The sequence below is a fragment of the Stenotrophomonas sp. 93052_Sma genome, assembly GCF_056481145.1.
In genome coordinates, this window is the sequence record NZ_CM151134.1 from 101,851 (window position 1) to 114,815 (window position 12,965).

At 66.3% G+C, this 12,965-nt stretch carries 7 protein-coding genes and 2 pseudogenes; 2 read left to right on the forward strand and 7 right to left on the reverse strand.

Going from position 1 to position 12,965, the window contains the following annotated elements; genetic code table 11:
• Positions 1 to 9: 9 nt before the first annotated feature.
• Positions 10 to 1,644 (reverse strand): TldD/PmbA family protein, encoded by a 1,635-nt coding sequence (locus tag ACZK2V_RS00440; protein WP_107432582.1) that lies wholly within the window; start codon positions 1,642 to 1,644, stop codon positions 10 to 12.
• A 30-nt stretch (positions 1,645 to 1,674) separates the two neighbouring features.
• On the reverse strand, positions 1,675 to 3,306 hold the full coding sequence (locus tag ACZK2V_RS00445; RefSeq protein ID WP_486322888.1) for a TldD/PmbA family protein: 1,632 nt from the start codon (positions 3,304 to 3,306) through the stop codon (positions 1,675 to 1,677).
• A 681-nt stretch (positions 3,307 to 3,987) separates the two neighbouring features.
• Here ACZK2V_RS00445 and ACZK2V_RS00450 point away from each other — a divergent pair.
• The gene (locus ACZK2V_RS00450; protein ID WP_049462868.1) at positions 3,988 to 4,602 is read left to right on the forward strand and encodes a DUF938 domain-containing protein; all 615 of its coding nucleotides are present in this window, start codon (positions 3,988 to 3,990) and stop codon (positions 4,600 to 4,602) included.
• On the opposite strand, the pseudogene ACZK2V_RS00455 reads toward ACZK2V_RS00450, so the two are convergent.
• The 4 genes and pseudogenes from ACZK2V_RS00455 to ACZK2V_RS00470 form a co-directional block, all read right to left on the reverse strand.
• A pseudogene (locus ACZK2V_RS00455) lies at positions 4,603 to 5,923 on the reverse strand (type II toxin-antitoxin system HipA family toxin).
• A gap of 3 nt (positions 5,924 to 5,926) precedes the next feature.
• On the reverse strand, positions 5,927 to 6,184 hold the full coding sequence (locus tag ACZK2V_RS00460; RefSeq protein ID WP_004134030.1) for a helix-turn-helix domain-containing protein: 258 nt from the start codon (positions 6,182 to 6,184) through the stop codon (positions 5,927 to 5,929).
• A 157-nt stretch (positions 6,185 to 6,341) separates the two neighbouring features.
• On the reverse strand, positions 6,342 to 9,170 hold the full coding sequence (locus ACZK2V_RS00465; RefSeq protein ID WP_486322889.1) for an indolepyruvate ferredoxin oxidoreductase family protein: 2,829 nt from the start codon (positions 9,168 to 9,170) through the stop codon (positions 6,342 to 6,344).
• Between the two features lie 585 nt (positions 9,171 to 9,755).
• Positions 9,756 to 10,025, reverse strand: coding sequence for a hypothetical protein (locus ACZK2V_RS00470; RefSeq protein WP_486322890.1), 270 nt, complete (start codon positions 10,023 to 10,025; stop codon positions 9,756 to 9,758).
• Positions 10,026 to 10,193: 168 nt separating this feature from the next.
• On the opposite strand from ACZK2V_RS00470, the gene ACZK2V_RS00475 reads away from it, so the two are divergent.
• A complete protein-coding gene (locus ACZK2V_RS00475; protein ID WP_032128715.1) occupies positions 10,194 to 10,829 on the forward strand; it encodes a tetratricopeptide repeat protein in 636 nt (211 codons plus the stop codon).
• Between the two features lie 589 nt (positions 10,830 to 11,418).
• Here the strand turns inward: ACZK2V_RS00475 and ACZK2V_RS00480 are convergent.
• A pseudogene (locus tag ACZK2V_RS00480) lies at positions 11,419 to 12,901 on the reverse strand (AAA family ATPase).
• Positions 12,902 to 12,965 lie beyond the last annotated feature (64 nt).

The following is a 12,965-nucleotide window of genomic DNA, read 5'->3' on the forward strand; positions in this document are numbered from 1 at the left end:
CCTGACCGATCAGCCGAGGCTGCGTGCGGTGTTGATGACGTTGATGCCGTTGAAGCGCGCGGTCGACGAACCGTGCGAGACCGCCGAGACCTGGCCCGGCTGGCCCTTGCCGTCGAAGAACGAACCGCCCAGGCGGTAGTCACTCTCGTCGGCGACGGCGGTGCAGGCGTTCCAGAACTCCGGTGTGCGGATCTGGTAGGCCACGTCTTCCAGCATGCGGGTGATCTGGCCGTTCTTGATCTCGTAGAACAGCTGGCCGCCGAACTGCGCGTTGTAGCGCTGCTGGTCGATCGAGAACGAACCATCACCGATGATGTAGATGCCGTTCTCCACGTCCTTGATCAGGTCCGGCACGCTCAGCGGCTTCTTGCCCGGTGCCATCGACACGTTGGCCATGCGCTGGAACTGCACGCTGGACCACGAGTCGGCGTAGCAGCAGCCGTCGGACTCGGTCTTGCCGAGGATGTGGGCCTGGTCGCGGATGGTCTGGTAATCCACCAGCTTGCCGTTGCTGATCAGGTCCCAGCGCTTGCACTTCACGCCTTCATCGTCGTACGCCACCGCACCGAGGCTGCCCGGCTGGGTCTTGTCGGCGAAGATGTTGACCAGCTCGCTGCCGTACTGGAAATGCTGTTCGCGCTTGTCCAGGGTGGCGAAGCTGGTGCCGGCGTAGTTGGCTTCGTAGCCGAGCACGCGGTCCAGCTCCAGCGGGTGGCCGATCGACTCGTGGATGGTCAGCCAGGTGTGCGACGGATCGAGCACCAGGTCGTACTTGCCTGGCTTCACCGACGGAGCCTTCAGCTTCTCCTGCGCCTGCTTGGCGGCGGCGATCGCGTCTTCCTTCATGTTGTAGGAAGAGCTGTAGTTGACCACGCCATTCGGGCTGACCACCTTGCCGGCAGCCGCACCGTCCAGGTACTCGTAGCCCAGGCCCATCGGCGAGGACAGGCCTTCGCGGGTACGGAACTTGCCACTGGCCTTGTCGATGGCGGTGATCGTCATCGGGGCCCAGATGCGGTGCACGTCCTGGTCGATGTAAGAGCCATCGGTGGAGGCGAAGTACTTCTGCTCGTTGACCAGGAACAGCATCGAGTTGACGAAGCTGGCACCGGCGCCCATCGCCGCAGCGTTGACGTCCAGCAGCAGGCCGACCTTGTCCTTGATCGGCACTTCCATCGCATTCTTGCGGATCGGCGTGCGCCAGCTCACCTCACCCACGCCCGGCGCCTTGGCCAGCTGTACCGGTGCGGTCTGCACGCCGGCATTGGCCTTGGCGATTGCTGCGGCCTGCTGCGCGGCCTTGGCTACATCGGCCGTACCCAGCGCATTGGTGGCGGCGAAGCCCCACGCACCGTTGACGATCACGCGGATGCCCACGCCGGTGGACTCGGTGTTCACCACGTTCTGCACCTTGTCCTCGCGGGTGATCACGAACTGCCGCAGGTAGCGGCCGATGCGCACGTCGCAGTAGGTGGCACCGGCCTGGCGGGCAGCGGCCAGCGCCGCATCGGCCAGGCGCTTCTTCAGCCCCAGGTCCAGCGTGCTCTGCAGTTGTTCGGCGGCGATCGCCTTGCCGAAGAAGGAGGGCACGATCAGCCCGCCCGCGGTAAGCCCGGTCAGGGCCAGGAAGTCACGTCTTTGCAAGGCTGCTCTCCATGTCGAAGGATGGGTGGCTCAAGCGCCGAGACTGCGCGCGGTGTTGATGATGTTGATGCCGTTGAAGCGGGTGGTGGACGAACCGTGCGAGACCGCCGAGACCTGGCCGGGCTGGCCCTTGCCGTCGAAGAACGAACCACCCAGGCGGAAGTCACGCTCATCGCAGATCGCGGTGCACGCGTTCCAGAACTCCGGCGTACGGATCTGGTAGGCCGCATCCTCGACCATGCCGGCGATCTTTCCGTCCTTGATCTGGTAGTACAGCTGGCCGCCGAACTGCGCGTTGTAGCGCTGCTGGTCGATCGAATACGACCCACGGCCGTGGATGTAGATGCCGTTCTCCACGTCCTTGATCATGTCTTCGACGCTGAGCGGCTTTTTGCCCGGCGCCAGCGAGACATTGGCCATGCGCTGGAACTGCACACTGGACCAGGAATCGGCGTAACTGCAGCCATGCGAGGCATCGCGGCCGAGGATGTGGGCCTCATCGCGGGTGGCCTGGTAATCGACCAGGATGCCGTCGCGCACCAGATCCCAGCGCTGGGTCTTCACGCCTTCGTCGTCGTAGCCGACCGCACCGAGGCTGCCCGGTTGGGTCTTGTCGGCGAAGAAGGTGACGATGTCGCTGCCCCAGCGGAAACCGGCATCGCGCTTGTCCAGCGTGGCGAAGCTGGTGCCGGCGTAGTTGGCTTCGTAGCCGAGCACGCGGTCCAGCTCCAGCGGGTGGCCAACGTTCTCGTGGATGGTCAGGAACAGGTTGGACGGGTCCAGCACCAGGTCGTACTTGCCCGGCTTCACCGACGGCGCCTTCAGCTTCTCGCGCGCGTGGCGGGCGGCGGCGATGGCGTCCTCGACCGGGTCGTAGGAATCGCGGTAGGCGGTGATGCCACCGGGCAGCTGCACCTTGCCGCGCGCATCGCCATCGAGGAACTCGTAGCCCATGCCCATCGGCGAGGACAGGCCGGCACGAGTGCGGAACCTGCCGCTGGCCTTGTCGATGGCGGTGGCAGTGAACGGCAGCCAGATGCGATGGATGTCCTGGTCGATGAACGAGCCGTCGCTGGAGGCGAAGTACTTCTGTTCATTGACCAGGAACAGGGTGGAATTGATGTAGTCGGCGCCCGCATTCAGCGCGGCGGCGTTGAGTGCCAGCAACAGCTCGACCTTGTCCTGGATCGGCACCGCCATCGCGTTCCTGCGCACCGGGGTCTGCCAGCGCACCTCGCCCACCGACGGCGTCGGTGCCAGATGCACCGGCCGGGTCTGGATGCCGGCGTTGGCGCGGGCAATCGCTGCGGCCTGCTCGACCGCTGCGCGCACGGCAGCCTCGGTCTGCTGGTGGGTAGCGGCAAAGCCCCAGGCGCCGTTGACGATCACCCGCACGCCGACACCGGACGATTCGCGGTTGGTCACATTGCCGACCTGGTGCTCGCGGGTGATGACCGACTGGTTGAGATAGCGGCCGATGCGCACGTCGCAGTAGCTGGCCTTGGCTGTGCGTGCGGCGGCGAGCGCAACGTCCGCCAGGCGTCTGCGCTGGGCGGTATCGACCGGGGCGAGCAGCTGCTCGGCGGCGATGGCACGGGAATGCGGCAGCAGCAGGCCCGCCAGGCCCAGACCGGAAAAAGCCAGGAACTCACGTCGTTGCACAGCGTTTCTCTCTCTCGCTTGCGTGCGGTTGGCAACGGGCCGGACCGATCACGTCAACTCCTCGACTTTCGCCAGCGCGGGGCGTGGGGACAAGTGACTGCAGTCATGGTTGGGGAGGGTTTCGGCAGGGCTGCGCCCTGCACCTGCTCAGAGCCGGAGCAACAGCTACAGCTACAGCAACAGCGGGCTTGCTGAGGGATGGCGGGGCGGTGTGGGTGGGCAGGACACGCCGTTAACCCATCCATGGGGGCTCGATGGCGCCATCCATGGCGCCAACGGTCCTGCCCACCCACACCGCCCCGCCTCTGACAGCTGGCCGGTGGCCGTTGGTGGGTGCCGACCGTTGGTCGGCACATCTGTCAGATATCGAATGAACTCATCCGTGCCGACCAACGGTCGGCACCCACCAAGGCCGTACGCCGTTCCGGCAGATCACGGAAGTCTGTCGAAGGCGGGGTGGGTCCGGTTGAGGGGGCGTGAGCCGCATGGATGCGGCGACCGAGCTTACATGGACGTACTTGCAGCGTCCCCCTCAATCGGACCCACCCCGCCATCCCACCGGAAGTCCGCTTTTGACGTCGCTTCGGCCTTTGCCGTCGCTTCTGCGGGTGCAGGGCGCAGCCCTGCTCAGAACACCCCCCTCGTGCACAATGGAGCCGACCCCGCCCGGACCCCGTCCTGATGTCGAGCAAGCCGTATTCAGAAGCCTGCGAGCGCAACCGCGAACCCATCGCCACCGCACTCGACCCGTGGATGGGCGACCGCCATCGGCTGCTGGAGATCGGCAGTGGCACCGGCCAGCACGCGGCGTTCTTCGCCGAGCGCTGGCCCTGGCTGCGCTGGCAGCCCAGCGATCATCCGGACCATCTGCCCGGCATCGAGGCCTGGCGCGCGGAGGCGGCGTTGCTGAATCTGCTGCCGCCGGTGGCACTGCAGGTGGAACTCCCCCCGGCGCCGGGCCTGTCGTTGCCCGAGGGCAGCACGTTCGATGCCGCATTCAGTGCCAACACGTTGCACATCATGGGCTGGGAGCATGTGCAGGCGCTGTTCGCCGCGCTGCCGTCGGTGCTGCGGCATGGTGCGCTGCTGGCGGTGTACGGCCCGTTCAACTACGGCGGTCGCTACACCAGCGACAGCAACGCGCAGTTCGATGCCTGGCTGAAGGCGCGTGATCCACGCAGCGGCATCCGCGATGTGGAAGCGGTGCAGGCGCTGGCGGCGGACAACGGCTTCACCCGCCTGGGTGATGTGGCGATGCCGGCCAACAACCGGTTGCTGCTGTGGCGGCTGGGGTGATCAGGCGTCCGGCGACATGCTGGAAAGGCGTGCCGCCGCAGCGCGCAGCCCGTTGAAAATGGGTTCGGACACGTTTACGGGGAAATCACTTGGGAGCTGACGCGTGACCTGCTCGATGGCGGGTTCGACGGCTGCGATCAGCGCTTCGATCCACGGCTCCGCACCATCAGCGACACCACAGGCGCGTGCGGTTTCGTTCCAATGGCGTCGTCGCACAAGGTGCAGCTTCCGGTGGCGAGTCTTGCCCTGGACGGACATGGCGAGCTGTGCATTCCGCGGGTCGAGCTGGTTTGGCCCCCTACCCAGGATGGGATGCACCGACAATACGTCGTAGACGGGTGTCAGGCGGAAGCGTCCACCGGCTTCGAGGTAGACACTGAAGTTCTTGGCATGTCCATCGGTTGCAGCCAACATCCAGAAAAGAATCTGCGTCTTGAAGAAGGTCGCCCGATCCTCGAAATGCTCGGATTGTCGAAGCAGATCCATGATGGTCACGATGCCTGGGCCGCCATCGGATTCATACTTCCTGGCAGCGGGCAGACCGAAGACCTGGCACATGTCTTCCTGCGGCAGCCGCAGCCACCACCGGCGATCCGCAGAAAGGCGGCGGTCGAATCGCTCCACAATAAGCGCGTTCGTCCTTGAAGCGTCCCATCTGCGTATTCGCAACGGGGATTCCAAAGGCGGAAAGCAGTTGCATGCACAGCCATTCGTTCTCGACGGATTGGTGCATGTCCGCCCGCATGTTGCCCACAATGCCAAGCGGCAGCTTGAAGATATGGGTGGATGGGGTACTGCCGGTAGGAATGCACCACTGGCCAGCATGCAGCAGAAGTCCCGTCTTCTCCTGCGCACCGGCGATGGATATGCGGAACGCATCATCACTGGTGGGTGCGCCAGGTAGATTCCCTCCCGTCACCTGACGCAGGATCGCAGCGACGCCTGATTCGTCCAACGCTTCGCACGTAATCTGCTGGATGTCCCCCGGTGTATGCGAAAGCGGCAGCAGTTGCACTGCGCCGACGCAATCCCGGCCAATGGCTTCGAGAAGATCGAATGTGTCGCTGCTGCGCGTGGAGAACCTGTCGCGGATCCGGTTGCGGATGACGGCGTTGTCGGGAAGAAGGTTGTCGAAGTAGTTGTTGACGACATCGCCCCGATGGCTCTCACCCTCCGGGAGCAGGGGCAGTGAGAGTGACAACGGCCGGGACTGGGCGGAGCTGATCCACGAGTCGACGTACGAAAGCCGGGAAGATCCGCCCCGGACATCATCCCAGAGCGCGACCTCGACACCATTCATCCAGACCCGCAGCGTACCCATGGCTCACCACTCCAACGTTGACGTTGTCTCCGGGGGGCTTCGCTGCTGCAATCTGACTTCCAGACCCAGCACTGCCCAGACCCGCATCAGCCGTTCGAAGCTTGCCGATGCCGGGTCGCGCTCCAATGCGCCTACTGCCTGGCGGCTTATGCCGAGCTGTGCCGCCAACTGCGCCTGGCTCAGGCCCGCCTGGCGCCTGAACGCACGCATCAGCGGTGCCAGTTGTTGAGGTGTCCTCACCGTGTGCAGCGGCCTGTCCATATCGGCAGTCCCCTAGAAAGTGACCGTACGCGAACGTGTACGCAAAGGATAGGTTGCATTACGACAAGCAACCTATCTCTTTCCTTCGCTGGAGGCAACCTATCGATTGCTATCTCAATATGCAATCAATAGGTTGCTTTCGTGCCGTCAGCGGTGCTCAAGCCACCTGCACGATATGCAGCGCCTTCGGGTTCCGCCACTGCGCCAGCAGGGCGGCTTCGCGCGCCTTGGCCTGCTCGAAATGCGCTTCCTTGACGTGGCCGAAGCCGCGGATGTGCTCGGGCACGCTGGCGATCTCCACCGCCAGCGCCAGGCGGTCGTCATCCAGGCCGTCCAGCAGCAGCTGCACGGTGGCCTCGTAATCGCCGATCAGCTTGCGCTCCATGCGGCGTTCCTCGGTGCGACCGAACACATCAAGCCGGCCGCCGCGAAGGAACTTCAGCTTGGCCAGCAGGCCGAAGGCCTTGAACATCCACGGGCCGTATTCCTTCTTCAGCAACCGGCCCTGCTCGTCCTTCCTGGCGAACAGCGGCGGTGCCAGGTGGAAACGCAGCTGGTAATCGCCCTCGAACTGCTGCTGCAGGCGGCGCTGGAAGTCGCCGCTGGTATACAGGCGGGCCACTTCGTACTCGTCCTTGTAGGCCATCAGCTTGAACAGGTAACGGGCTACGGTCTCGGTCAGCGCGGTGGAACCGCCGATGCGGTCGGCTTCGGCGGCGCGCACGCGCTCGACCAGGCTGCGGTAGCGGTTGGCGTAGGCAGCGTCCTGGTACTCGACCAGGAACGCGGCGCGGCGCTCGATCATTTCATCCAGCGAACGCGACAGGCGTGCATCGTCCAGCGGCAGGAATGCCACGTCGCCACCGTGCGAGGGCAGGCCACGCAGTTCGCGTTCGTCGCCGGTGTTGCGCGGTGCGGCGGTGGCACCCCATTCGTTGCCCTCCCACTCGCCCGGCGGCAGCGGATGCAGCGGGCCCGGGGTGGATTCGGTATCGGTGTGGCGGTTGCGTACCAGGCCGGCGGCCTGCTGCACGGCCTGCGGGTCGACCACGGCCAGGCGGCCCCAAGCGAAGGCCTGCTGGTTCATCGCCACGGCCGCGCCGTTCAGTTCGATGGCGCGCATCAGCGATTCGAACGACAGCGGCACCAGGCCCTGCTGCCACGCATAGCCGAGGATGAACAGGTTGGCGGCGATCGCATCGCCCAGCAGCGCGGTGGCTAGCTGGGTGGCATCCAGCAGCAACGGCTCCTGGCCGCCCAGCGCCACGCGCACACCGGCCACGATGTCGGCGGCGGGGAACTGCATGTCCGGGCGGGTGGTGAAGGTACCGGGCATCGCCTCATAGGTGTTGAGCACCACCTGCGAACGGCCGGCACGCACCTTCGACAGCGCCCAGTAGTCGTTGACCACCACCATGTCGCAGCCCACCACCAGGTCGGCTTCGCCGGCGGCGATGCGCACGGCGTGGATGTCTTCAGGGCGACGGGCAATGCGGATATGCGTGGTCACCGCGCCGCCCTTCTGTGCCAGGCCGGTCTGGTCGAGCACGGTCGCACCCTTGCCTTCCAGGTGGCCGGCCATGCCCAGCAGCGCGCCGATGGTCACCACGCCGGTACCGCCGACGCCGGTGATCAGGATGTTCCAGGGCTGTTCGAGGGTGCCGCGGATGGCCGGTGCCGGCAGGTTGTCCAGCAGGGTGGAAGCATCGCGCTTGCTGCCCTTGCGCGGCTGGCCACCGTGCACGGTGACGAAGCTCGGGCAGAAACCGTTCACGCAGGAATAGTCCTTGTTGCAGTTGGACTGGTCGATCTCGCGCTTGCGCCCGAACTCGGTTTCCTTCGGCAGTACCGACACGCAGAAGCTCTTCTTGCCGCAGTCGCCACAGCCTTCGCAGACCAGCGAATTGATCAGCACGCGCTTCTGCGGATCTTCCAGCTTGCCACGCTTGCGGCGGCGGCGCTTCTCGGTGGCGCAGGTCTGTTCGTAGATCAGGATCGAAACACCCTTCACCTCGCGCAGGCGCTTCTGCACCTCATCCAGCTCGCTGCGGTCGTGGAACTCGACGTCGCTGGGGAAGTGCTCGCGTTGGCCGGTCCACTTGCCGATGTTGTCCGACAGCACCACGATGGTGTGGATGCCTTCGGCGCGCATCTGCTTTGCGATGTCCGGCACGCTCAGCGGGCCGTCCACCGGCTGGCCGCCGGTCATCGCCACCGCGTCGTTGTAGAGGATCTTGTAGGTGATGTTGACGCCGGCGGCGACCGCCTGGCGGATCGCCAGCGAGCCGCTGTGGAAATAGGTGCCGTCGCCCAGATTCTGGAATACGTGCGGGGTGTCGGTGAACGGCGCCTGCCCGGCCCAGGTCACGCCTTCGCCGCCCATGTGAGTGAAGGTGTCGGTGCTGCGGTCCATCCAGGTCACCATGTAGTGGCAACCGATGCCGGCCAGCGCCCGCGAGCCTTCCGGCACCTGGGTGGAGGTGTTGTGCGGGCAGCCCGAGCAGTAGTGCGGTACGCGCGGGAAGCTGGCGCGCGGCAACGCAAGCTCGGCTTCCTTCTCCTGCATCCACTGCAGGCGCTGCTCGATCGATTCGTTGTTGAAGAACTTCTGGATGCGGCGACCGATCACGCCGGCGATGGTGGCCGGCGTCAGCTCACCGGTGGACGGCAGGATCCATTCGCCGCTTTCATCGTACTTGCCGACGATGGACGGGCGCTGGCCCCAGCTGGCCGGCCAGTTGAAGAACTGTTCCTTCATCTGGCGCTCGATGAAGGCACGCTTCTCCTCCACCACGATGATGTCTTCCAGGCCCTGCGCGAAGCGCGCGATGCCCTGCGGTTCCAGCGGCCAGGTCATGCCGACCTTGTACACGCGGATGCCGATGTCGGCGCACGCGGCTTCGTCCAGGCCCAGGTACTCCAGCGCCTGCAGCACGTCCAGGTAGCTCTTGCCGGTGGTGACGATGCCCAGCCGCGCGCGGCGCATCCATCACCACCTTGTCGATGCCGTTGGCGCGGGCAAACGCCTGCGCCGCCTTCACCGCATAGCGGTGCAGGCGCATTTCCTGGTCCAGCGGCGGGTCCGGCCAGCGGATGTTGAGGCCACCCGAGGGCATCTCGAAGTCTTCCGGCAGCACGATGCGGCGCGCCATCGGATCGACCTCGACCGAGGCCGACGATTCCACCGTCTCGGCGATCGTCTTGAAGCCAACCCAGCGGCCGGTATAGCGGCTCATCGCCCAGCCCAGCAGGCCCATGTCGAGGATGTCCTGCACGCCGGCCGGGTTCAGCACCGGCATCATCGCGCTGACGAACTCGTCCTCGCTGCCGTGCGGCAGCGTCGAGCTGCGGCAGGCATGGTCGTCGGCAGCCAGCGCCAGCACGCCGCCGTAGCGCGAGGTGCCGGCGGCATTGGCGTGCTTGAACACGTCGCCGCAGCGGTCCACGCCCGGGCCCTTGCCGTACCACATGCCGAACACGCCCTGCACGTTGGCGCCGGGGAACAGGTTGGTCTGTTGCGTGCCCCACACCATGGTGGCGCCCAGATCCTCGTTCAGGCCCGGGGTGAACTTCACCTTGGCTGCTTCAAGGTGCTTGCGCGCGCCCACAGCTCCAGGTCGAAGCCACCCAGCGGGCTGCCACGGTAGCCGCTGACAAAGCCGGCGCTGTCGATGCCTTCGGCGGCGTCGCGCAGCCGCTGCATCAGCGGCAGCCGCACCAGCGCCTGCACGCCACTCAGATAGATCCGCCCCTCGCTGCGGGTGTACTTGTGGTCGAGCGTGTAATCACGGTCGAGCAGGTCGGCGGACGAGGGCGAAGTGAGTTGCGCGGTACTGGTCATGGCTGGCCCGGTAGGATCGGCTGGCACCGGCCGCGTGAAGGCACGCGGCGGGAAAGGCGCGAATTGTAGCAGCGGGGCCGCGAGGCCCCGGCACTCGCGCCCGCGGCGGTGCTGGGGTTAGGATCGGGGAGAGAGAGGGAGGCTGCAGTTGCGGCCTGGGGAGAAGGGATGTCAGTTCCAGGAAAGATCCTGGCCAGCGTGCTGCTGGCCTCGGGAGTGGCCACTGCGTGGGCCGCGCCGGCTGTGCCGGCACCACAGGAGTTCTACTTCGACAACGACCTGGCGGCAACGCCGATGGTGGCGGTGCAGGGCGAGGGCGATGAGCTGGTGGCCCAGCTGGTCAAGCTGCGTGAGCGCGGCCGCCGCGCGGTGGAAGCGACGGTGCAGCTGGCCTCGGTGGCCGGCGCGCAGGGCCGTGGCGAGCTGGCCGAGCAGCTGTATGGCGAGGCGATGAAGGAGGCGCCGGCACAGAGCAGCAGCGGCCGCAGCGTGCGCTGGAACTACGGTTGGGACCTGCTGCGCCAGGGCAAGCCGGAGGCGGCGCTGGAACAGTGGCTGGTATCGGCCAGCAACGCCCGTACGAAGCCCACCTGGGTGCCACCGACCTATGCGTTGGCATTGTGGCGGATGGGGCAGAAGCAGGAGGCGGTGCAGTGGTATGCGGCTGCGGTACGCACCGAGCCGACGCAGTGGAGTACCACGGCCAACTATGGGCAGCTGCTGCCGCAGTGGCGTGAGGATGAGCGCGCGTCGCTGGCCGAGGTGCAGCAGGCCTGGGCGGCCGCACCACCTGCCTGGCCCTGAGGGAAGGGGTTCGGCCGGGTTGCACCCGGCACCCGCAGAGGCAACAGCTGAAGCAACAGCAACAGCCGAAGCAACAGCGGGCTTCCTGCGGGATGGCGGGGCACTGTGGGTTTGCGGGGCCGCCGTAAACCCGTCCTGGGGGCTTGGTCGCCGCATCCATGCGGCTCACACCCCGCAAACCCACAGTGCCCCGCCTTCGACAGATTCCGGCAGCTGTTGGTAGGTGTCGACCTTGGTCGACACGATGTCCACGCCATGCGCGAATGAATCCACATCGGAATCGAGTATTCGATATCTGATCGAAATGCAGCCGAGTGTGGGCTCGGCTCTACAAAGAGCGGCCGGCCAAGCGCTTTTGCCTTTGCTTCTGCTTTTCTTTTTTCTTTTACGTGGCGGACGCACTCGGAAATTGTCAGAGGCCGGGCGGGATGGGTTCGCGGGGGTGTCCGCGGCATGGATGCCGCGGCCAAGCCCCCATGGACGGGTTGACGGCGTCCCCCGCGAATCCATCCCGCCCGGCCAAGCGCGGCTTTTGATGTTCACAGTCAACCAGCCGCCACGAGGGGCTGCGCCGTTCGCTGGAAACCCCTCAGTCGTCCGCGGAAACCGTCCGCCCCGACGCCCACGCACGCAGTGCTTCTACCTGCTCTGCCATCAGCACCGACAGCGGTCGGGTGGCGCGGATCTCGGTCATCAGCAGCTCGGTGTCCAGCGGCTGGCCCTCGGCATGCGCCGCATACAGGCCAGCCACGATCGCCTGCTCGATCTCGGCGCCGGAAAAACCATTGGCGGCCGCCGCCAGCGCGGGCAGTGCGAAGTCGTCGGCGTTGAGCTGCCGCCGGCCCAGGTGCAGCCGCAGCAGTTCCACGCGCACGTCAGGCGAGGGCAGATCGACGAAGAAGATCTCGTCGAAGCGGCCCTTGCGCAGCAGCTCGGCGGGCAGCTCGTGCACCTGGTTGGCGGTGGCGACGATGAACACCGGCGCTTTGCGTTCGGCCATCCAGGTCAGCAGGTAACCGAGCACGCGGCGTGACACGCCGCCGTCCTCGCCTCCGCTGGCCAGGCCCTTCTCGATCTCGTCCATCCACAGCACGCAGGGCGCGAGCTGTTCGGCCGAGGCCAGCGCCTGGCGCAGGTTGGCTTCGGTCTCGCCGTGGTACTTGTTGTACAGCGCGCCCACGTCCAGGCGCAGCAGGGGCACGCCGAAGCCGGCGGCGGTGGCCTTGGCCAGCATCGACTTGCCACAGCCCTGTACACCCAGCAGCAGCATGCCGCGCGGCGGGTCCAGCCCGGCCGGGGCGGAGCCGGCAATGAAGGCCACGCGCCGCTGGTTGATCCAGCGCTTGAGCCGGTTGGCGCCGGCCACATCGCCGAAGCGCGCTGTCATGTTCGAAGAACAGGTGGCCGCTGCGGTTGAGCAGCTCGAACTTCAGCCGCGCCAGCTGTGGCAGGTCGTCGTCGCGCAGTGCGCCGTCGGCGTAGATCAGCTGGCGCGCGATGCGCCGGGCATCGACCAGGCTCAGGCCCTGCAGGTTCTTCAGGATTTTCTTCACCGCCTCGCTGTCGACTTCAACCCGGCGGCCGCCATGCTCGCGCGCATAGGCGTCGGCCTCCTCGCGCAGCATCTTCAGCAGGGCATTGGCATCGGGCAGGCGCGGGTTGAAGCGCACCGCCAGCGCTTCCAGCTCGGCCGGCAGCTCCACTTTGGCGCCGATCAGCACCAGCACGTGCGGCTCGCTGTGGCGGCGCTGGATCAGGTCGCGCAGGGCGCGCTGGTGGCTGGCATAGCCCAGGTAGGGATGGAAATCGAGCAGCAGGTAGACGCCGCGCTGGTCGGCCTGGCGGATCATCTGCAGGGCCGCGCTGGCATCGGGCGGTCCGACCGGCGGGTCTTCGCTGTCCAGGTCGATCCGGCGCAGGCCCTCGGTGATCGACCAGCGGTGCAGCGCCCGCCAGACGTGCATCAGCGTCTGCCGGAACAGCTCGACGATGCGACCCTCGTCCTGGGTCTCGATGACGATCAGTGGGGTATTGGCGCGGATCAACGCGCTCAGATCCTGCAGTTCGCTCATGCCGGTTCGATCCTTCGGGGGCGCCACGATAGCAAAGGCGATGGCCGCTGGTTCAGCACGACGC

Bases quoted from the DNA above. Each gene is read 5' to 3' on its own strand.
- ACZK2V_RS00450 (WP_049462868.1), top strand. From the start codon at position 3,988: ATGTCGAGCAAGCCGTATTCAGAAGCCTGCGAGCGCAACCGCGAACCC.
- ACZK2V_RS00460 (WP_004134030.1), bottom strand. From the start codon at position 6,184: ATGGACAGGCCGCTGCACACGGTGAGGACACCTCAACAACTGGCACCG.
- ACZK2V_RS00465 (WP_486322889.1), bottom strand. From the start codon at position 9,170: ATGCGCCGCGCGCGGCTGGGCATCGTCACCACCGGCAAGAGCTACCTG.
- ACZK2V_RS00470 (WP_486322890.1), bottom strand. From the start codon at position 10,025: ATGACCAGTACCGCGCAACTCACTTCGCCCTCGTCCGCCGACCTGCTC.
- ACZK2V_RS00475 (WP_032128715.1), top strand. From the start codon at position 10,194: ATGTCAGTTCCAGGAAAGATCCTGGCCAGCGTGCTGCTGGCCTCGGGA.